General features: G+C 41.0%; 13 protein-coding genes and 2 pseudogenes. 12 read left to right on the plus strand and 3 right to left on the minus strand.

The window, feature by feature from the left end; translation table 11 throughout:
- Window positions 1-18 precede the first annotated feature (18 nt).
- The 8 genes and pseudogenes from AACM02_RS07650 (at window position 19) to AACM02_RS07685 (ending at window position 11,180) form a co-directional block, all read left to right on the plus strand.
- Window positions 19-1,389: a Gfo/Idh/MocA family oxidoreductase gene (locus AACM02_RS07650; RefSeq protein WP_339115905.1), complete on the plus strand. Its 1,371-nt coding sequence runs from the start codon at window positions 19-21 to the stop codon at window positions 1,387-1,389.
- A gap of 21 nt (window positions 1,390-1,410) precedes the next feature.
- Window positions 1,411-2,334, plus strand: a complete 924-nt coding sequence (locus tag AACM02_RS07655; RefSeq protein WP_332457699.1) for a sugar phosphate isomerase/epimerase — start codon at window positions 1,411-1,413, stop codon at window positions 2,332-2,334.
- 291 nt (window positions 2,335-2,625) lie between these two features.
- Window positions 2,626-4,032 carry a transposase gene (locus tag AACM02_RS07660; RefSeq protein ID WP_339116579.1) on the plus strand — a complete coding sequence of 469 codons (1,407 nt, stop codon included), beginning with the start codon at window positions 2,626-2,628 and terminating at the stop codon, window positions 4,030-4,032.
- 140 nt (window positions 4,033-4,172) lie between these two features.
- Window positions 4,173-6,077, plus strand: coding sequence for a PfkB family carbohydrate kinase (locus tag AACM02_RS07665; protein WP_339116580.1), 1,905 nt, complete (start codon window positions 4,173-4,175; stop codon window positions 6,075-6,077).
- A gap of 6 nt (window positions 6,078-6,083) precedes the next feature.
- The gene (locus AACM02_RS07670) at window positions 6,084-7,187 is read left to right on the plus strand and encodes a hypothetical protein (protein WP_339116581.1); all 1,104 of its coding nucleotides are present in this window, start codon (window positions 6,084-6,086) and stop codon (window positions 7,185-7,187) included.
- Between the two features lie 352 nt (window positions 7,188-7,539).
- Window positions 7,540-9,048, plus strand: a pseudogene (locus AACM02_RS07675) (glycoside hydrolase family 32 protein).
- A 12-nt stretch (window positions 9,049-9,060) separates the two neighbouring features.
- Window positions 9,061-9,924, plus strand: coding sequence for a carbohydrate kinase (locus AACM02_RS07680; RefSeq protein ID WP_339116582.1), 864 nt, complete (start codon window positions 9,061-9,063; stop codon window positions 9,922-9,924).
- 104 nt (window positions 9,925-10,028) lie between these two features.
- Window positions 10,029-11,180, plus strand: a complete 1,152-nt coding sequence (locus tag AACM02_RS07685) for a sugar MFS transporter (RefSeq protein ID WP_339116583.1) — start codon at window positions 10,029-10,031, stop codon at window positions 11,178-11,180.
- A 126-nt stretch (window positions 11,181-11,306) separates the two neighbouring features.
- Here the strand turns inward: AACM02_RS07685 and AACM02_RS07690 are convergent.
- From AACM02_RS07690 to AACM02_RS07700, 3 genes and pseudogenes are all read right to left on the minus strand, one after another.
- Window positions 11,307-12,271, minus strand: a pseudogene (locus AACM02_RS07690) (IS256 family transposase).
- A gap of 45 nt (window positions 12,272-12,316) precedes the next feature.
- Window positions 12,317-14,296, minus strand: a complete 1,980-nt coding sequence (locus AACM02_RS07695; protein ID WP_339116584.1) for a DUF2075 domain-containing protein — start codon at window positions 14,294-14,296, stop codon at window positions 12,317-12,319.
- A gap of 78 nt (window positions 14,297-14,374) precedes the next feature.
- Window positions 14,375-15,211: an exonuclease domain-containing protein gene (locus AACM02_RS07700; RefSeq protein ID WP_339116585.1), complete on the minus strand. Its 837-nt coding sequence runs from the start codon at window positions 15,209-15,211 to the stop codon at window positions 14,375-14,377.
- A 1,160-nt stretch (window positions 15,212-16,371) separates the two neighbouring features.
- On the opposite strand from AACM02_RS07700, the gene AACM02_RS07705 reads away from it, so the two are divergent.
- The 4 genes from AACM02_RS07705 (at window position 16,372) to AACM02_RS07720 (ending at window position 22,852) form a co-directional block, all read left to right on the plus strand.
- Complete coding sequence (locus AACM02_RS07705) at window positions 16,372-17,112, plus strand: GntR family transcriptional regulator (RefSeq protein WP_339116586.1); 741 nt, start codon at window positions 16,372-16,374, stop codon at window positions 17,110-17,112.
- Window positions 17,113-17,218: 106 nt separating this feature from the next.
- On the plus strand, window positions 17,219-18,130 hold the full coding sequence (locus tag AACM02_RS07710; protein WP_339116587.1) for a dihydrodipicolinate synthase family protein: 912 nt from the start codon (window positions 17,219-17,221) through the stop codon (window positions 18,128-18,130).
- A gap of 79 nt (window positions 18,131-18,209) precedes the next feature.
- On the plus strand, window positions 18,210-21,374 hold the full coding sequence (locus AACM02_RS07715; protein ID WP_339116588.1) for a TonB-dependent receptor: 3,165 nt from the start codon (window positions 18,210-18,212) through the stop codon (window positions 21,372-21,374).
- A 50-nt stretch (window positions 21,375-21,424) separates the two neighbouring features.
- Window positions 21,425-22,852: a RagB/SusD family nutrient uptake outer membrane protein gene (locus AACM02_RS07720; protein ID WP_339116589.1), complete on the plus strand. Its 1,428-nt coding sequence runs from the start codon at window positions 21,425-21,427 to the stop codon at window positions 22,850-22,852.
- Window positions 22,853-22,887: the final 35 nt, after the last annotated feature.

Genomic DNA, 22,887 nt, shown 5'->3' on the forward strand with positions numbered 1-22,887 from the left:
CAAAAAAAATATAACCATATGAAAAGAGAGAACAACTTAACGAGAAGAACATTTCTTAAAACTTCGGCTGTTGCCGGAGCAGCAGGCGTGATCGGGACCGGAACGACGGGTTTTTTAACCTCTTGCAACGGTGAGAAAAAGGATGTGACGGTTCCCCTGAAAGAACCCGGAACGTACTATGTGCCGGAGTTGGTGGACCTGGCTACAGACGGAAAAGAGTTGAAAGCTGGTGTTGTCGGTTGCGGAGGAAGAGGATCGGGCGCCGCCATGAATTTCCTGAATGCCGCTAACGGTGTTACGATCGTGGCGTTGGGCGACGTGTTCGAAGACAAGGTGAACGGCCTGGCCGACAAGCTGAAAGCGGAAAAAAGCATCGATGTGCCGGCCGACAAGCGTTTCGTGGGCCTGGATGCGTACAAGCAGGTCATTGACAGCGGGATTGATATCCTGATCGACTGCACGCCGCCGTTTTTCCGCGCGGAACATTTCAAGTATGCCGTGGAACAGGGCAAGCATTGTTTCCTGGAAAAACCGGTTTGCGTGGATTCGGTGGGATACCGCACCATCGTGGCGACAGCCAAACAGGCCCAGGCCAAGAATTTAAGCGTTGTCACCGGAACGCAGCGCCACCACCAACGCTCATACGTTGAGTCATACAAACAGATCATGGGCGGCCTTATCGGGGAGATCACCGGGGGAGCCGTCTACTGGAACCAGAGCATGTTGTGGTACCGCGACCGCCAACCCGCCTGGAGCGATTTCGAATTCATGGTCCGCGACTGGGTGAACTGGAAATGGTTGTCGGGAGACCACATCGTGGAACAGCACGTCCACAACATCGACGTGTTTACCTGGTTCAGCGGGTTGAAACCGGCGAAAGCAGTCGCCTTCGGCTCCCGCCAGCGCCGCGTGACCGGAGACCAGTACGATAATTTCAGTGTGGATTTCACCATGGAGAACGGGATCCACCTGCACAGCATGTGCCGCCAGATTGACGGATGCGCCAACAACGTGAGCGAATTCATCCAGGGAACAAAAGGTTCGTGGACAAGCCAGGGCGGGCACGTGATCAAGGATCTGGCCGGAAACGTCCTCTGGCAATACGACGGTGAGGCTGAAAAGGCGAACTTCAAGCAGACCGACCCCTACACGCTGGAACACGTGAACCTGATTAACTGTATCCGGGCAAACACCCCCATCGAACAGGCATCCGAAACGGCAGTTTCCAACCTGGCAGCCATCATGGGACGCGAGGCGGCCTACAGCGGCCAGGAGACCACCTGGGACGCCATGGCGGCGGCTCCCCTGGATTATACCCCGGCAGACCTGAACATCGGCAAGATGGACATGAAAGGCTTTACTGTCCCTGTGCCGGGAAGTGCCAAATAAAAGAATAAATACGTTATAATCATGACGATAGACAGAAGAAAATTCATCAAATCATCACTTGCCGGTGCCGCTGTAGCCGGCCTTGGAAAGTCCCTGAGCGCTTTCGCGGGTGAAACCCCGGCCGGTACTCCTCCCGCCTTTCCGATCAAGGCAGAGCTCAGAATATCGTTTCAGGAAGGGACAGCTCCCGGTGCAAACCTGAACGAAAAGTTCGACTTTATGGAAGAACACGGCGTGGTGGGGTTCGAGCCCCACGGCAGGGGGATGAAAGGCAGGATGCAAGAGTTCAAGGATGCGTTAAAAGGGCGTAACATCAAAGTTAGCGCCGTTTGCGCCGGCTTCGAAGGATTCATTCTTTCTACCGATCCCGCTATCCGCAAGAAATGCCGTGACACGATGGAAGAACTGATCATCCTGGGCGGTGAACTTGGCTCAACGGGAGTGATCATCGTTCCGGCGTTCAATTCGCAGGTGCCGGTGATGCCACATACACAAGAAACGCGCGATTTCCTGTGTGAGCAGTTCAACGAAATGGGCAACACGGCTCAAAAGTATGGCACAACGGTTATCCTGGAGCCTCTGAACCGAAAGGAAGCCTTTTACCTCCGCCAGGTGGCGGATGCTGCATCCATATGCCGCGACATCAACAACCCCGGAGTTACCTGTCTGGGAGACTTCTGGCACATGACGTGGGAAGAAACGTGTGATATGGCGGCTTTCGTTTCTGCCGGGAAATACCTGCAACACGTGCATATGGCCAGCCGTAAGCGCCGCAGCATGCCGGGAGAAGACGGTGAAGCCGACAACTACGTGAACGGTTTCCGCGGATTGAAAATGATCGGTTACGATAAGTACGTCAGCTTTGAATGCGGCTGCCAGGGCGACCGCAAGGTGGTTGTCCCTGCAGCACTGGATCTGTTGAGAAAACAATGGAAAGAGGCTTAGTTAATTTACCACGTCAATCAAGCATTTGATTAAATAATACAAGAGTTTCAAGCAACTGTTAATTTTCAAATTTAGGGTATTCTTTAAAACATTATCGGATGAGATTTTTAGGAGTGTCCTTTCAAAAATAGTTGCTTGGACTCTATGCATTCACAAATGAACAGTAAAGGATCTTCTTAGTTGATATCTATTACTGATGTTTCGCAGTTAAAAATGAAGTTGATAATCAGAGGATAAGAGATAAAAAAAGCAGCATATTTTAGCTAATATATCATTGAAAAGATTCAAGAGTTGAAAGCGGACTTTACCCCCGGCAGGGTTTCCGCGGAAGATATTTTTAGCCGCTTCAAGGCGTTGAAGCTAAGCGAAGGTCTTTCTGAGTTCAAATGGTTCAAGACCCGGGGATATGATTTTAAAATGGTCCTGGCCCTGCTGGTCTCCATGGTGGTCAGTTCAGACAAGACGGTCAACTCCTATCTGAACAGCCCCACAGGTGAAGGTTCCACCATGGGCAAGGATGTGTTCTATCGCTTGAAGAACAGTTCCATCATATGCTGGCGGATGCTTATGTGGCATCTTGTGCATCGTTTTCTGACGGTGACGTCCAAAGATAGTGATGTAGATGATACCTCATCCCGTTACCTGATCTTCGATGACACCACCCTGTCTAAAACCGGGAAGCGTATAGAGAAGATCGGGAAGGTATGGGATCATGTAACCAACAGCTACGTGCTTGGATTCAAGCTGTTGGTGATGATGTACTGGGACGGTAAGTCCTCCATACCACTGGATTTCAGTCTTCACCGGGAAAAAGGGAAAAAGCAGGAACGCCCGTTTGGGATGACCAAAAAGCAGATCCGCAAGCAATACAGTTGCAAGCGTATCAAGGACTCGTACACCGCTAAACGTGTGGAAGAACTGGACACGAACAAGATTCAGATGGTCCTGCGGATGTTTTTCACGGCCATCTATCGCGGGCTTCGTGTTGATTACGTCCTGGTGGACAGCTGGTTTACTTGCGATGCGTTGATACAGGCTATCCGGAGTGTGAAGGACAAGGAAGTTCACCTGATCGGGATGTACAAGTTTGCAAAGACTAAGTTTGAGTATCAGGGTAAGAGCCTGACTCACGCCCAGATCAATAACATGCTGGGCAAACCCAGGCGCTGCCGTTCCCTGGGTTACCAGTACAAACAGGCCAGGGTGCTGTACCAAGGTGTTGAGATCTGCCTTTTCTTTAGTCGTCGGGGCAAAAATGACAAATGGAAGGTTTTGTTGACGACGGACACGAAACTGACGTTCAAGGGATTGATCGGGCATTACCAGGTAAGATGGGTTGTGGAGGTGTTCAATCGAGAATCGAAGCAATTGTTGAACCTGGGAAGATGTCAATCCAGTAACTTTGACGCCCAGGTAGCAGAAACGACCATCAGCATGATAGCCTATCTGTTATTGACACTGCGTTTCCGGTACGATAACTACGAGTCGAAAGGGGCACTTTATCGGTCAATGAACGCCGATGTGCTCAGGGAAACACTCGACAGACGGCTATGGGGGCTGTTCATCGAGTTAGTCTGCTCAGTATGCGAGGTATTGGAGATGGATGCCGATGATTTACTTGAAAAAATGTTGGCCAATCCAAAAGCAGAATCCATGATCATTGCACTGTGTTGTTCGGTGATGGTTAAGGACGATTGAGAAATTGTAAAATATAAAATGTTATAGTACAGAGATATAGATAATAATGCATTTCCCTTCTATTTCTTTGTCAATGGTTTGAGGGAAGTGCGAAACATGAGTTACTAATAAAAAGAGAGGTATAATAATTTAACATGAGAATGAGTATAGGGCAACTTCAAAAAGTGTTAAACGACATTAGCAAAGTAAAAATCGCTGTAGTAGGTGATTTTTGTGTAGATGCTTATTGGTTTATAAATAAGTCTAAAAGTGAATTGTCTATCGAAACCGGTCATATGACAACACCAGTAAAGCAGCAGGAATACTCACTTGGCGGTGCTGGAAACGTGGCTAACAATCTTACTGCAATGGGCGTGAGAGATGTAAGGGCATTTGGAGTGATCGGTTACGACCCGTTTGGAGCTGAAATGGTGAAAATAATGAAGGAGAACGGGATCAATCCTCAAAATTTGATTCTTCAGAAAGAAAACTGGTCAACGCTTGTTTATACCAAGCCTATTATAGATGACGTAGAGCAAAGTCGTATCGATTTTGGCAACTTCAATGAAATGACGAATGAAACAGCTGACAAACTGTTAGAGTTGTTAAGGTTTGAAATACCACAAGTTGATCTTATCATTATTAACCAACAGGTTTTGGCAGGTATTCATACCGAATATTTCAGAAACAAACTAGTGCAGATGATAAAAGATTTTACTGAAAAAATATTTATCGTCGATTGTCGCAATTACAATGAGGTTTTTGATGGTGCCTATCGGAAAATGAACGATATTGAGGCAGCTGGTTTAGTTGGTCTGAAAAAAGATAGTGATGACTCTATATCTTATTCTGAAGTAATAGAAGCGGCTGAGAAACTGTATAAAAGATTTGGTAAACCTCTGTTTATCACTCGAGGTGATCGAGGATCAGTTGTAATAGATAAGGATGGCGTAGGCAGAGTTGAGGGATTAATGATATTATCTGAGGTGGATACTGTTGGTGCTGGAGATAGTTATCTTGCAGGAGCTGCTTCGACACTGGCTGCAGGTTACGATATGAAAACAGCTGGTGAAATCGGGTCATATGTATCTGGGGTTACTGTACAAAAACTATTTCAAACCGGAACTGCTTCTCCAGAAGAAATTCTAAAAATAGGCACTGATCCGGATTTAATATATAATCCTGAGTTAGCCGATGATATCCGTTCTGCCCATTACTTGAATGATTCTGAAATTGAGATAATCAATAAATGGCAAGAAAAACTGCAAATTACCCATGCGATTTTTGATCATGATGGTACTATCTCCACATTACGCGAAGGTTGGGAGCAGATAATGGAGCCTATGATGATTAAAGCTATTTTAGGTGAACATTTTCACGATGCAGATGAAGCCTTGTATCACAAAGTTCAGACACGTGTTCTTGATTTTGTTGATAAAACAACAGGCATTCAAACTCTCATTCAAATGAAGGGTTTGGTAAAACTTGTAAAAGAATTTGGTATAGTGCCTAATGATCAAGTTCTTGATGAGTTTGGCTATAAGGAAATTTACAACAAGGAATTACTGGAAATTGTTAAAGATCGTGAGGAAAAACTGAAAAAAGGAGTATTAGCCGTTGAAGATTTCACTTTGAAAAATGCTGTTATATTTCTTGAGAAACTGCACAGAGCCGGTGTCAAACTCTATTTAGCCAGTGGAACTGATGAAGAAGATGTTAGAAGTGAAGCAGAAAATTTAGGATACGACCATCTATTTGAAGGTAGAATATACGGAGCAGTAGGCGATGTGAATAAAGAAGCCAAAAAGATTGTTCTTGATCGAATTCTTGATATGATTGGTGAGTCGAAAAAAGGTCAGTTAGCTGTATTTGGTGATGGTCCTGTTGAAATACGTGAAACCCATAAACGAGGTGGTGTAACAATAGGAGTTGCAAGCAATGAGATAAAACGTCACAGTTTGAATAAAAGCAAACGTTCGCGGCTTATTAAAGCTGGGGCTGATGTTATTATTCCTGATTTTTCACAGTTGTCACAACTTCTCAAGTTATTAAATGTTCAAGACTAAAAGTAGATGCCTTACCCAAAATTTAACAGAGATAAGCTAGATATCAAAAGGCTGATCGATCGGAAAAGCAAGGTTTATATTGAACGAGATCATATTCCTGTAAATCAGATACCTTTAAACTTATCAGATTCAGTAATCTTGCTGATTAACCAAACTGTTGCGCGAATTAAACGGGCACGTGAACTTAATCGATCGGTGATACTTGCTTTTGGCGCACATACTATAAAAAACGGTATGGCCCCAACACTTATCGCACTTATGAAAGAAGGATGGATTACCCATCTTGCTACCAACGGAGCCGGAATCATTCATGACTGGGAGTTTGCATTCCAAGGAAAATCAAGTGAAGATGTACGTGAAAACGTTAATCTAGGGCAATTTGGTATTTGGGACAGTACTGGTTTTTACATTAATTTGGCCCTTATTGTAGGTGCTTATGAAGGGTTAGGTTACGGTGAATCAATAGGAAAAATGGTACACAGGGAGGGGTTAGATATTCCAGAAACTTCTTTTTTATATGAATTTGCCAGGAATAATATTGAATCTAAACCTGAACAAGTTGCTGCTGCTATAGATTTTCTTGGAGTGATTAATCATTTTAGTATTCCTTCAGGTTTTATGAAGATACCTCATCCATACAAAAAATATTCTGTACAAGGGAATGCTTACGAGATGAAAATTCCATTCACAGGTCATCCTATGTTTGGACACGACATCATATATACACATCCCATGAATCATGGAGCAGCTGTTGGTCGTACGGCAGAAAATGATTTTCTTTGTTATGCGCAAAGTGTTAGCAACCTCGAAAACGGCGTTTACTTGTCCGTAGGCTCAGCTGTAATGTCACCTATGATTTTTGAAAAATCAATGTCTATGGCCCAGAACATTAAAATCCAGTATGGCGAACATATAGAAAACCACTATATACTTGTGGTAGATTTGGCCGAATCGAACTGGAACTGGAATAAAGACGGTGAACCACCCATGGACAATCCCGCGTATTATTTCCGCTATTGCAAAACGTTTTATCGAATGGGTGGTGAGATGCACTATCTTACGGCTGATAATCGAGATTTTTTGCTCGCGCTGCACCAAAAGCTCAAATAAAGTTTGCGGAATACTTATATGGTACTATCATCAAAAAATAAATAATAGTAAAAAAGTTCAGTGAAAATTTTTCTTCAAAAAATATGTAAAAAATTACTCTTAAAGAAGTTTTATTGATGATGGAACCAATCCATATTCTTTCGAAAAAAGGAATACAGATACTATATGGGAATTCTATTTTTCAGAGAATAACATTGGCATCAGAATCTCGAAGTATATACATTGAAATCAAATTGGGAATAAATCAAAAAATAAAATGATGAATAACAAAAAAACGCAGTGTAAATCATTTTACCATTTATTATTAGTTGCCTTGTTTTTTTCGGTTTCATGCAAAGACAACAAAACAAACATGAATAACGACGTCCCTTTTCAGGAAAAATATCGTCCGCAGGTACATTTCACGCCGCCTAAGCATTGGATGAACGATCCCAACGGGATGGTGTATTACAAAGGTGAATATCATTTTTTCTATCAGCATTACCCTGAAAAATCGTTTTGGGGTCCGATGCATTGGGGGCACGCCATCAGCAAAGATTTGGTACACTGGGAGCACATGCCCATTGCAATTTATCCAGATAATTTGGGCTATATTTTCTCGGGTAGTGCCGTGTTGGATGCAAAAAATACATCGGACTTGGGAACGGCAAAAAATCCGCCGCTAGTCGCTTTTTTCACTTATCACGATATGGAAGCCGAAAGACAGGAGCGTTTCTACGAAATTGAAACGCAGGCCATCGCTTTTAGTCTCGATAATGGCCGCACGTGGACAAAATATGAAAACAATCCCGTGTTGAAAAATCCTGGCATACGCGACTTCAGAGATCCTAAAGTGATGTGGCACGATGAAACCCAATTATGGGTCATGAGCATTGCCGCTGGTCAGGTTATCCAATTCTACACATCGCCTAACTGCATCGATTGGACGTACGCCAGTGAGTTTGGCGAGGGTGTCGGCAATCACGATGGTGTGTGGGAATGTCCTGATTTGTTTCCGTTGAAAGTGGAAAACTCAGACGAAATCAAATGGGTGCTTATCGTCAACATCAATCCTGGCGGCCCGGCTGGTGGATCGGCCACGCAATATTTCGTGGGTGAGTTCAATGGAAAAACTTTTACTTCTCCGCAAACAGACGCCCAATGGATGGATTATGGGAAAGATAATTATGCCGGTGTTACCTGGAGCAATGCTCCTGACAACAGACGTATTCTTGTCGGTTGGATGAATAACTGGCAATACGCAGGTGAAAAACCTACGCAAATATGGAGTGGTGGCGTAACTTTTCCGCGAGATTTGGGTCTGGTAAATGTCGGCGGAAAATACCTGCTTACATCTAAGCCCGTAAAAGAGGTAGAAAAATTATATGGAGAAAGCAAATTGATGAAAAATACTGAAATTACAAAAACTAAAACCATATTCTCGAAAACTTCATTTGCAAAAGTGCCAGTGGAAATTTTGCTGAACTTCGATGTAAGAGACAATAAACAAATGGACTTCCCTGAAAAGTATGGCATCACTTTCAAGAATTCTACTGGAGAATATTACACTATTGGATACGACAATGAGAATGAATGTTTTTTTGCGGACAGAACTAACGCAACCAGCGAAGAGATTTCTGAAAATTTCCCGTCGATGCAAATAGTTCCTTTTGTCATAAACTCGGGAACTACAACGTGACGGATACTTGTAGATACTTCTTCAATGGAATTTTTCACATCCGATGGAAAAGTTGTTATCACTAATGTGGTTTATCCATCTGAAAGCTTTAACCAAATAGAAGTTTTCGCGGAAAACGGAAAGATTAATTTGATAAAAGCCCGTATTACAGAGTTGAAATCTATCTGGAAAACAGGCAAATAATATCATAACAACATGAAAAAGAAACCCATTATCATTGGTATAGGTGAATTGCTTTGGGATGTGCTTCCAACGGGCAAGAAAGCGGGCGGTGCGCCCATCAACTTCGTATATCACGCATCACGCCTCGGAGCTGAAAGTTACGCTATCAGCGCGGTAGGTAACGATCCACTTGGCGACGAAATTATGCATGAGATTTTGAAAATAGATATCGGTTATCTGATTCAGCGCGTGAATTATCCCACAGGAACTGTTTTGGTGAAACTTAAAGGCGGAATTCCTAACTACACTATTATTGAAAATGTAGCTTGGGATCATATTCCACTTACCGAAGATATGAAACAGTTGGCTAAACGTGCTGATGCTATCTGTTTTGGAACATTGGCGCAGCGGTCAAAAACATCACGCAAAACCATACAAACGCTGCTTTCCTTCGTGTCTAAAGATGCGTATAGGATCTTCGACATAAACATCCGTCAGCACTATTATTCAAAAGAGATCATAGTTTCTTCCTTGCGCAATTGTAACGTTTTCAAAATCAATGATGATGAATTGTTGTTAATAAAAAAGATTTTTGAAATCGATACAAAGACCGAAACCGATGCTTGTAAATGGTTTGTGGAAACCTTTAATTTGAAATATATGATCCTTACTGCCGGAGCAGATTACAGCGCTATCTACACATTTAACGACGTTTCGTACATCAAAACGCCGAAAGTGGAAGTAGCAGACACAGTGGGTGCGGGCGATTCGTTTATGGGAGCGTTTATATCTTCGATTCTTGATGGTAAAACACTTGTCGAAGCTCATCAGGTAGCAGTAAGTAGGGCTGCTTTCGTATGTACCCAAGTTGGGGCATGGGTATCCATTTCTTTTTAATATTTTTTTGAAGAAAGACTTTATAGGTATATTTTAATCTCAACCTCAAAAGAACCTTATAAAGAGATTGATAATAAATAAAAACAACAAATAACAAATGAAAAATGAAAAATAAAAACTCACTTGTACAACTTATTCCTGTCATGCTCGCGTTTTTCACGATGGGCTTCGTTGATTTGGTTGGCATTGCTACCAATTATATTAAAAACGATTTTTCACTTAATGATACTATGGCGAATACAATGCCACTAATGGTTTTTTTGTGGTTTCTTATTTTTTCTGTTCCAACAGGAATGTTAATGAATAAAATCGGACGACGTAAAACCGTTCTATTAAGCATTGTTGTTACGCTACTTGCATTGTTGGTTCCTCTTGTTGGCTACAGCTTTATCACCATGCTCATTGCATTTTCACTGTTGGGTATTGGGAACACGCTGATGCAGGTTTCGCTTAATCCGCTAGTATCAAATATAGTAACTGGAGATAAATTGGCCAGCACACTTACCTTTGGACAGTTTGTGAAATCAATTGCTTCGTTTCTCGCTCCGATAATTGCTGCATGGGCTGTTATTCGCTTTGGTGATTGGAAAATGCTCTATCCCATTTTTGCGGTGATAGCTTCTATTGCCGTTATAGCATTATTTTTTACAAAAGTTACGGAAAAAGCTGTCGAACATCAATCAACATTCGGAGAATCTTTTGCCTTGTTGAAAGATTCATACATTTTTATGTTGTTTCTAGGGATAATGATGCATGTGGGTATCGATGTCGGTATTAATATAACTGCGCCTAAGCTGTTAATAGAACGTGTAGGGATGGGTTTAGCACAAGCTGGATATGCTACGAGTGTTTATTTTCTTTTCCGTACTATTGGGTCTTTGAGTGGAGCATTTATTTTGGCAAAATTTTCATCAAAAAAATTCTTTCTCATAAGTGTTGTAATGATGGTCGCAGCAATTGTTGCACTATATTTCAGTTCTTCTACAATTGCAATTTATGTATGTGTAGCATTAATTGGATATGGAAATTCCAATATTTTTTCTATTATGTTCTCTCAAGCATTATTGCATTTACCACAGCGTAACAATGAAATATCGGGATTAATGATTATGGGATTGTCTGGTGGTGCTATTTTTCCGTTTTTGATGGGCGTAGTTTCAGATGCAATAGGTGGTCAAATTGGTGCAGTAATTATTCTTACATTTTGCATTTTTTATCTTATTTTTTTATCTTTAAAAATCAAAGAAAAGAGGTAATTATAGTATTAAAGCAGTATGGGACAGTGTCCGAAATTCTGTGTAAATAAGAAACAGAGGGTTTGGCTGTATTTACAGCTGAACCCGATTTTCAAAGATAGCTAATAGTTGGTTGAAAATCAATCCCTAGTTCTGAATGTGTTGTGTCCATTTTTTCGATATTTGCATAAGGGAAAGAAAAACAGACTTTTTCAGTGATTCATCGGTAGGGAATATCATCTTGTTTTTGGTGTACTTTCTAATTTTACCATTCAAGTTTTTAATCAGGTTAGTCGTGTAAATAATCTTCCGGATCTCGAGAGGGAAGGCAAAAAAAACGGTCACCTCTCCCAATTGTTTTGCCATGATTGGACAGCATAAGGGTATTTGCCATGGGGAAAACATTGGTTATAGCCCAGGTAAAGCAGTTCAGGTTATCGGTTACGGTGACCAAGGTATCTTCCACACCACGGGCTTTTAGGTCGCTCATTACGTCTTGCCAAAAAGCAGCCAATTCGTCCTGCTTCAACCACATTTCCAGGATTCCCTTGTAACCTTTACGGTTTAGCCCCACGGCAAGGTAAATCGTTTTATTCACGACCTTTCCTCTCTGACGAATTTTAAAGACAATACCGGTCCATCCAAACGATGCAGTAAACTGCCTCCAGCGAACGGTTTTGCCAGTCCTGCACCTGCCGGTTGACCTTGTCTGTAATAATGGATATAGCAGAAGGGTAGAAACTGTAACCATAGATTTCCTGGAGTTCCCGCTCTATATCGGAGACGCTCATTCCCTTTGCATAAAGTGATATGATGATGCTCTCTACCGGTGTGGCAGTACTCTGCTTGGGGACGATGATTGGTTCAAAACTGCCCTGGTGGTTCCTGGGGGCCTCGATGGTCGATTCCCCGAACTCGGTCTTGAGTCTCTTGGAGGTCGTGCCATTCCGGGTATTGGTATTCTCACTCTTCTCATTTTTGGCATAACCCAGATGAGATTCCAATTCCCCCTGAAGCATTGTTTCGATCAGGTCCGAATGGAGATTCTTCAATAAACGGCTGACATCTTCCTGTGTTTTGAGTCCTACCAGGACTCCACTCTCTTCAATAATTTTCTTGAATTCTTTTTTGGATACTACTTTTTTTAACAGGGAGTACTACGAAATTACAGGAATCCCTAAACTTTTTAAATAATTGAACGTTGCATCGTAATACTCCGGCTTTCTTGTTGAGTCTTCTGAATTACCATCAGGAACAACGATGATCATACCTTGTCTTGCTCGGGTCAGTAATACACGGTAAGCATTGATTAAATATTGTTTTCTCTCTTCTTTCTTGATATTTAGCCATTTACTTCCTCTGAACTCATAAGTTTTCCATCCGTCGTTAGCATACCTCAAATCGCCATCCCAAGCAATACAGGCCCAGTCTAACTCCAATCCTTGTACATGAAATTCTGTTGCCACATCTTCCAAGAAGTACGAGGAACGCACATCATCTTTTCCATTTAAGAACCAGTGAATCGGATTCATCGGCGATTTTACATCAATTGCATAGGGTTTAAGTCGCTGCGCTTGCGAAGAAACCACTATGCCATACCTTTCACTACCTCTAGCCTTCTCTTTCAGCCATTGTTTTGCCTTTTTCAGATCTCTTGTCAACACGATAGGGTATTTCTCTTTGACTTGATTGAACGTTTCAATTGCTTTTTCTTTTTGGATATCCAACATATTTTTCACAAAAAGAGAAAGGTTTTCAGCTCTAAATGAACGCATGGAGACGGATAGATGTAAATCGGGATTGAGATGCACTTCGGTTACATTGCTTAGTGCTGCAATAGCATCGGTTGCTGAATATTCAGAATCAGTTAAATTCGGTGATATATGGACACTCCAATGTGGGTACCAATTCTTTATAGCTGCCAACCATTCTGAAATTCCGGCTTCGCCCGTATTGATTTCCTGACCACCACCCACGAGACAAACAATAACTGCCCAATCTTCATGCCTATTCAGACAGGAAATCAAAAATTCAGGCTCCGAGTGATCAAAATCAGGTTTGTTCTTTTTTCGTTTCATGAAGGAGACCGTTTGCTCTTTATTCCACGCCCTTTGTGCTTCGTCAAAAATGGCCACATGATCGTATGGTGCGGTAGGATCTACAAGATAACTATCTCGATAATGATGGATGTTTTGTATAAATGTTTTGACGCTCGACTTGGCTTTCCCTTTGGTCAAAGTGACCCCTTTCTCCTTTTCATTTTTGATCTTATCACGTGCCAACGCTTCTTGTAGAATGGCCACCAATGGACCATTCCCTGAAAGATAAACACTTGCTTCTCCACCTTCATCATCCAAGTGTGTAGTCGCAACTTTCAATCCCACAAGTGTTTTCCCTGCACCAGGGACTCCGGTGACAAAACAGATAATTTTTTTGTTATTCTCCCTTGCTTGAGTGATAATTTCAGAGATTGTGTCAGTTGTTTTGGAGAGATTTGTTGCATCTGCATCACTTCTCGTAATCTCATCTACGGTGTGGTTCTTATAGAGTGAGATTGCAGCTTCAATGATTGTAGGGGTGGGAGAGTACCTTCCAGCAGCATAACCGGTAGGGTCAACAGTTTGGATTTCATCATAAAAATCCAATACAGCATGTATAATGATTTTCAAACTTTCCCCGTTGGTTTTGATTGGAAGAATCAGATTGTCGTTATGAGAGGTAGTGACAATCTCACTGAATATGTTCTTTGCTTCTGTTGCTACTAAAATAGGCACTAACAGTGCTTGATGGCTTGGCTCGTGGAAGTTTTTCAAATCCAGTGCATAATCCCATACCTGTTCTACACTGGATTGGTTATATTTATGCTCTCCTACTTTGAATTCAACAACAAAGATTACGCCTTCAATGATGATCAATGTATCCACTCTTTTTCCCATTCGAGGAATAGAGAATTCAAAGAAAATAGTGCCTTCCAATCCTTGAAGGGCCTTTTGTAAACAATTAATTTCAGCTACCCATGAATGATTCTGATTTAAATTGGAATCAAATTGATTCGATATGGTAATTTCACCTATTACCTGATCAACACTCTTTGTTAAGAATGAACAGATTGAGTCTTTATAATAATAATTTAGCATAGTCTTATAAAAGCGAATTCACATATATTTGGAGCATTTCTGTTACTAACAGTAATGTTTTTTACTTGCCCGCAGCTCTTATTTTATCATATTTAAGAAATCGTCCTCTATAATAATTCGGATTTTGAAGCCCGACAAATTTAGGTCTTCAATTTTCTTCAATTTTGAAGGTCCTGCGCCTTGTCCAACGATAACAAAATCTGTTCGTTTAGTGACACCAGTATCGATATCAGCTCCCAAATCTTTAACTCTTTTTGCCGCTTCATCTCTTGTCATGGTTTGCAGAATCCCTGTAAATACTACTTTTTTTGCGTAAAATGGATTTAAAATATTCTCAACATTCAAATCCGGTTTAAGAATGTTTCCTGTAAGTTTCTCATGTCCAGCAAAAGGGTTTGAATTCTTATATTCTCTTATTAAAGTTAGATTTGGTTTAATCCCTTGCTTAAGAAACAAATAGGCTTGGGCACAAGCTTTGGCATCTGAAAGAGCATCATGATGCTTCGTCATTACAATTCCTAAAGACTCAGCGAGAGACTTTAATTTTAATCCAGAAAGCTGATAAGTACAATCACAATTACATTGTGGTCTTGGCAAATTGTAATATGCAAGAGTTGAATTTAATATGTTTATATCAAAACTTACATTATGTGCTACAAGTAGTGAACTTATAAATTCATCTTTAATGTTTTCCCAAACCTCAGGAAATAAAGGTTTATCTTTTGTTCTTAATGAATCAATTCCATGAATACAAGAGTGTCGAGCTTCATATTCATTGCCCGGCGGCTGAATAAGATATGATTTTTCGCTTGTGATTTGTCCTTCTCTAACAACAACAAATCCAATCTGACAAATACTCGCACTATGACTAGTTGCTGTTTCGGTGTCGAATGCAGTGAATGTTAAGTTGTCCATATTTCAAAGTATTTGATTTTGAGTTGCCTATAATATGATAGAAAAAATCATGGATGTATCTTGTATCTAATAAACCAACCGTGTGTTTGTCGAATAAAATTACTGACTGCAAGTTTAGTTAATTTAAGGGTAACATTCTCATTTTTCGACAAAATTTTTAAACATCATGATTGAATATATTTAAAATGTGTTTGAAAAATAGAAATGAAGTGTAAGGGTGAAGGACTCCTGCAGGACGTTGAAATTCGTGAGAACAATATGATAGCAAGAAGGAATCGAAATAGGTTTCCTCTTTCTCTACAATTTGACCCTTATCTAAAATCCATAACAGGGAATTCCCCAAATTGACTCTTTCTTACAGTTTCCTGAATTTCAACAATTCTTTTTCGGTTATTTTACGAAACTCTTTTCTGGATCCTCAACTCGGGATAAGTCCATCGCAACCAGACATCTTGGGTATATAAACTCTCCGTGGATGTTTTTCATAGAAAAATTAGAAAAATCAAACAGGTGAACATAGTTACTCTGCGGTTGTAGATGATATAATAATCTTGACGTATGAATGATTTCAGCAGCGACAAGTCCTGTCCATAGATAGATTTCTTCATTCCTGTAATTGTCAACAAGCGTTTTTATTGTTTCCACATCTCTGTTTATGAGCGTAAGCATGCTGTCTGCATCCATTGATGTGGAACAGTAAAAACTTTTGACAACCAGTTACTCTTTTTTCCTATTTCCTCCACAGCGTCTACATCGCAAATGGACCTACATTTAAGATATCATTTAAGCAAATCAGTTGAATTGAATTCAAATCTATTGCGTAGTGCAGAGAAAAGTTTAAGGAGTTGAGTACTTTAAGGGAAAAGAAAGACATAATAGGATGAAAAGGTTTATATAATATCTCATAGTTTAATATTTCCATCAAACTATATCAAGATTCGTAATGTTTTTATGCAGCAGAGAGCCTCTGCAATAAATTTCACCTCTCAATACGTTAATAAAAGTTATATTATTGTTAAATATCAGGTTTTATAACAAATATTTAAAATATTCTTCATTTATTTGTCAGACAAATCAGATTAATAATATCTGTTGTTCATTTTTATCTGAAAACATCGCTCATTTTTAAGTGAGAAAATATATTTGAAAATAATCTTACGATGGAAAGGCTTAGGATTCAAAACAATTCAATTACACTGGTAGATCAGGTCGAGGACAGGCTTTTGAACTATTTCAAAGAGAAGGACTTGCAAAAAGGAGATGCTATTCCGAATGAAATGGAATTAACCGTCTCATTGGGGGTGTCGAGGAGTGTAGTACGGGAGGCATTAAGCCGACTGAAGATGATGGGAATAGTGGAGACACGCACACGACGGGGCATGGTACTTTCCGAGCCTTCTATATTCGGCGGAATGAAACGTGCTGTTGATCCGAGAATTCTAAGTGAAGATACCCTCTTTGATATTCTCGGATTTAGGATTGTTCTGGAAATAGGCATTTGTAGTGAAATATTCCGAAAAATTACTCCTGATGATATTGCAGATCTGGAAGAGATTGTGAATGTAGGAATCATGTATGAAAACAACGAATATGCTCCTTTTAGTGAATTTGCTTTTCACACAAAGCTTTATAAAATAACTGGCAACAAAACTATCTCCGAATTCCAGAATATCATTCATCCTGTGATGACATTTGTGAAGGACAAATTTCAGGAGTTTCTGGCACCCATTAATATCCGTTTAAAAGAGGAAGGGCGGATTGTAACCCATCAGGACTTGCTACAGTTACTAAAAGATGGAGACGAAGACAGGTATAGAAAGGCCTTGGAGGAGCATTTTGAGGTTTACAGAATTTTTATCAGTCAAAGAAATCAATATCACATTGCTCAGCAAAACGGTTGATTTGATCGGTACAGTGCGATGTTGCTATTTAAAGTGTTTATAAGGCTTTTTCGTCCTTGTAATCATCAGCCGAACACAAAAAGTATATTTACCAATTAAAATATCTATGAACAATTACAAAAAACTAAAAGGGCTAATTGCTGCAACCTTTACACCCGTTGATACCAACGGAGATATAAATTATTCTGTGATCAGAAAATATGCACAACATATCAAAGATTCGGGAATATCGGGTGTATTTGTTTGCGGGACGACAGGAGAGTTTACTTCCCTCACCACTGTCGAAAGAAAACTGATCTTGGAGGAATGGATAAAACGTGGTGAAGGAGACTTTCAAATTATTGCCCATGTGGGCAGCAATAACCAGCGCGAGGCAATGGAGCTGGCACGTCATGCTGCAGTGAAAGGCGCAGATGGAATCGGATGTATCGCCCCTTCTTTTTTCAAGCCTGAAAAAGTGAAGGATCTGATCGATTTCTTTACGCCCATTGCTTCTTCCGCTCCTCAATTGCCATTCTATTACTACAACATGCCTTCCATGACCGGGGTAAACCTTTCGGTTGCACAATTTCTTCACGAAGGGAAAAAAACTATTCCCAATCTGGCCGGAGTGAAGTTTACACACAACAACCTGATGGAAATGGGCGACTGTATTCAGCTGGATAACGGGGCATTTGAGGTGTTGCATGGCTTCGACGAGACACTGATTTGTGGATTAGCACTCGGAGCCGTAGCCGGTGTGGGAAGTACGTATAACTATATACCCCATGTTTATCTGAATATTCTGAAATCTATGGAAAGTAACGATGTGGAAACGGCGCGTGCCTTTCAGATGCAGTCGGTAGAAATGGTGAAAATCATTATTCAATATGGAGGTGGCGTGAGAGGCGGAAAAGCCATCATGAATCTGATTGGAATCGAATGTGGACCCTGCCGCCCTCCTTTTGCCACATTCGAAAGGGAAGAGTATGATGCTCTCAGGGAGAACCTCCAGGGCATTGGTTTATTGGTAAAATAGAGAAGGGAGTGTGTCCTCTAAACAATACCCCCTTCTGGAAGAATTTAAAAACACAATTATTTTTAAAATCTATACAAAGATGAGAAAAATTTATCGATTTTTGGCCTTATTAACTGGTATAATCTTTTCAGTTGCTTTTCTCCAGGCACAGGAGATAATGGTTAAAGGTGAAGTGCGCGATAACGAAGGTGAAACTTTACCTGGTGTTTCTGTGGTTGTGAAAGGAACCACACATGGTACCGTCACTGATATTGACGGGAATTATGCGTTGGCCGTTACTTCCGGTTCAACACTGATTTTTTCATATGTGGGTTATCAAACATTGGAAGTGAGAGTGACAAGCTCACCGGTCATCAATGTTGTTTTAAACACATCGACAGTAGGTCTTGATGAAGTGGTGGTCGTGGGATATGGAACCCAGTCACGCCGTACCATCACGTCTGCCATTACCAAAGTGGGTGGAGAGGTATTACAAAATGTACCAGTAAACACGGTAGGAGAAGGATTGAAAGGGAAAATTTCCGGAACACGTATTTATTCAAACAACAATACGCCAGGTGAAGATGCAACCATTCGGATTCGCGGCGGTTCCTCCATCAACAAGAGCAATGAACCACTCATCCTGGTAGATGGAGTTGAAAGAGCGTTTAGTGGGATAAATCCGAACGATATTGAATCAATAGAAGTTCTTAAAGATGCCTCATCCACAGCTATATACGGTTCAAGAGCTTCCAATGGGGTTGTTTTGATTACAACGAAAAAAGGATCTGTTGGCAAAGCTCCGAACATCACTTTCGAAGCAAACATGGCATTGCAGGAAGCAGGGACACTCTATAAGTTCATGAACGCCAGGGATTATCTGAGTATTGTTCGTCCGGCAGTAGCTGCAGGTCCCAATGCAAAGTATAATTCAATGGATGGTTATTCCGCCAGTTCCGGCAATACAGCTACCTCCATCTATTCTACTCGTTATCTGGGAGAAGGAGAGACTATCCCGGCAGGTTATTATTCCATGCCCGATCCAATTGATCCGACAAAAACGCTGATATTTCAGGATAACAACTTTCAGGATGAAATCTACAAGCAGGCAGTTTGGCAAAATTATTATGTCGGACTTGATGGGGGAAATGAAGGGATTCGTTACAATGTCAGCCTTGGCTATACCGACGACGCCGGTGTTGCCATAGCCACTGGGTTCGACCGATTGAATTTACGCAGTAACATCGATGTAAACATCAATAAATATTTGTCACTTGTCGCGGGATTCGACTACTCTAGAGCTAATTCACAGGAGTACCCTAATCAGATGAATGTCATTTCAAGGGGTTTGGCGACACCACCCACTCAGAAAAAGTACAATGATGATGGAACCCCCACCAAAGGATACAATGCCACCTCTCCCAATCCACTCTGGTATGCCTATTATAATGATCAAAGCCGAGAAGATAAAAGATTGTCAGCTTTTGGTAAACTTACTTACCGCATTTTTGATGATCTGAAAATTGAATCGCAATTATCAACCTACAACCATCATTACCAAAGCAACAGCTTTCAGAAAGCCAATGAATTTAACGGACTCCGTCCAGCCAGTTCATCCTTTGGCGAGCTTAAACGAGACAAACTGGAGATCTATGCAACCTATATTAAGGGGTTAGACGATCATTCATTATCTATAATGGGAGGACACTCTTATCAGAAGGACAGTAACCAATCCCTGGGGGCTTCCGTTGATGGGGCTAGTTCTGATAAGGTGCCTACACTGACCGCAGGTCCCAATAAGAAGGATGCCACCAGCAATTTTACTCAGGATGTGACGATTGGTTATTTCGGTCGTTTGACATATGATTTTCAAAAAAAATATCTGCTTTCTGCAACATTTCGGGAGGATGCTTCCTCACGTTTTGCAAAAGGAAAACAGTGGGGATTCTTTCCAGGAGCATCAGCCGGATGGATTATCTCGGATGAACCCTTTATGCAGGGAATAAAAAATCTTGATAACTTGAAAATCAGAGTTAGTTACGGCCAAACAGGGAACAATGCAATTGGTCTGTACGATGCGTACGGAAGGTATTCCACCAATGCAAGATATGATGGATTTGCGGGTATTGTAGCTTCTACTATGCCAAATATGGATCTGACCTGGGAGACCTCTACGCAACTCGACCTGGGATTCGATCTGTCACTTTTCAAGAATCGATTCACAGTCTCAGCAGATTATTTCGATAAAATCACAGAAAACCTACTTTTTAGCAAAGAGTTGCCAAATACCACCGGTTTTTCTTCTGTACAAACAAATATTGGAGAAGTAAAATTTTATGGATTCGACCTGGAGATTGGTTCGACCAATATTCGTACAAAAGATTTTGAATGGACTTCGAAATTCACCTGGAGTTTTGTAAAAGACAAGGTGCTTAAATTGCCAGATAACGGACGAGACAAGAATCGTATCGGGGGTATCACCCTAGCCGACGGAACGGCTTTCGGTGGAACTGCTGAAGGTGAGTCGCTTTACCGTTATTATGGATATATGGTAGACTATATCATTGAAACGGAAGAACAAGCCAAAACAGCGATGTATGATAATTCGGCAAAAGGCTATCTCCCTTCAGACGGGAAGAAAATTGCCGGAAGAAAGCATATCGGAGACTATGAATGGAAGAACAGGCCAGGTAGTCAGACCCGAAACGATAAAGATTACATTGACAGTCAAGATCAGTTTTTTCTGGGGTACACTGTTCCACACTCTACAGGAGGTTTAAATAACAATCTTACATTCAGAAATATATCTCTAAATGTTTTTGTTGATTGGGCATTGGGACACTCAATCAATAACAATTCTGAAATGCGATATTTTATGAACACCTTTGCCAATAATTACACATTGATTGATAAGGTAAAACAAACATGGAAAGCTCCCGGTGATAAAACAAAATATGCTCGTTTTACAGCCAATGATCCGGATGACGGAAATGCCAATTTTAGTCGTACATCCAACATCTTCAACTATAAAGGTGATTACCTTTGTATTCGTGAAATTAGCCTGCAATACAATGTACCTTCTTCAAAATTAGGTAAACTGGGTATGCAAAATCTGGCCATTACCTTAGCTGGTAATAATCTGCATTATTTCACCGCAGTGGAAGGCGTTTCACCTGAAGTAGGTGCATCCACCACATATAATGCTGGTTATTACAATTATCCTCCTATTCGTAAATATTCTATCGGAGTAAAAGTTACATTCTAAATCACACTACAAAAATGAGAATCATGAAAAGTAAAATCATCATATGCTTAATGTCCTTTTTTACGTTATTGACAGCATGTCACGGTGATCTGGACATCGTACAAAAGAGTGAGGTATCTGCCAACTCTATGTGGCAGGATGAAGGAGATGCTACTTCGGCTATATATGGGCTATATAACAGATTCAGATCTACATTTGAGCAAGGCTACATGTACTGGGGAGAGTATCGAACAGGATTGTGGGCCGACGGACTTGCTGGTCAGACGGCACGAGATCAGATTTATCAGAATCAGATTCCCACCAACCATGGTTATGCCAATTGGACTGATTTATATACGACGATCAATCAGGCTAATCTGATCCTGAAATATACACCAGAAATAGAATTTGTCAGTGAAGAAACAAAAAATAAGGTATTGGCCAATGCTTATTTCGTGCGTGCATTCTGTTATTACTGGATAGGCCGAATTTGGGGAGATGCTCCGGTATTGCTGGAAGGTTTTGAGTCAGATAAACAGGAAGGATTGTTCCCCGGTCGCGATGCGGCAGATTTGGTGTTTAAGCAAGTTGGTGATGATATTAATGCTGCGCTTAGTCATATGCCCGCCTCTGTAACCGACCGTAAATTAGCTTCACAGGCCTCTATAAACATGTTAAAAGCTGATTATAATCTTTGGATGTTTAAGGTACGTAACGGAGGCGATGCGGCACTCAACAATGCTGCAACGGCTGTTGCTGCAGTACTGGGAAACGGCAATTACAGCTTAGTAACTGATTATTCTTCCATTTTTAAGAATGAAGGGGGACCGGAGGTTATCTTTGCCTGGAGTTATCTTCAGGATGAACACACAAGTGGTGCCACGAATGACTGGCTGGTGCCCTCCCAGTATATTTCCCCAGAATATATTGAAAATCCTGTGAAAGTGGGAAGTCATCAACAATGGTGTTTTTATACGGCCGATTACAAAGCATTGCTTTCAGAGTATGAAAATGACCGACGAACCATTGTAAGTTTCCAGACGTTCTTTGATGATAAGAAAAATGGTACTTTCCAATGGATAAACAAGTATGCTGGATCCTGGGTAAGCAGTACTCGTATTTTCGATTCGGACGTGATCGTATATCGTTATGCAGATGCTGTACTGTTTGATGCAGAAATTAAAAATGCAAAAAACGACCGTAACGGAGCTGTGACTGCTCTCAACAAAATTGCCAAACGTGCCTATGGAGTCGATAGTTTTTATTCGAATACGCTTACAGCTTCCGAAATTGATGCATTAATACTGAAGGAGCGAATGAAAGAATTTGCAGCAGAAGGAAAGCTTTGGTGGGATTATATCCGTTTTGATGTAGTTTTTGAAAAAAATCCGTTCCTTGTAGGTCGTGAAAATGAACAAAACATCTTGTTGTGGCCTGTAGCACAAGCATCTATCAATCGAAATCCCAATCTCAACCAGACCCCGGGTTATGATAAATAGAAAATAATAAGAAGGAGACTCTCTAATTTCATGAG

Source organism: Petrimonas sp., assembly GCF_963921705.1.
In the GTDB taxonomy this organism is placed as follows: Bacteria; Bacteroidota; Bacteroidia; order Bacteroidales; family Dysgonomonadaceae; genus Petrimonas; species Petrimonas sulfuriphila.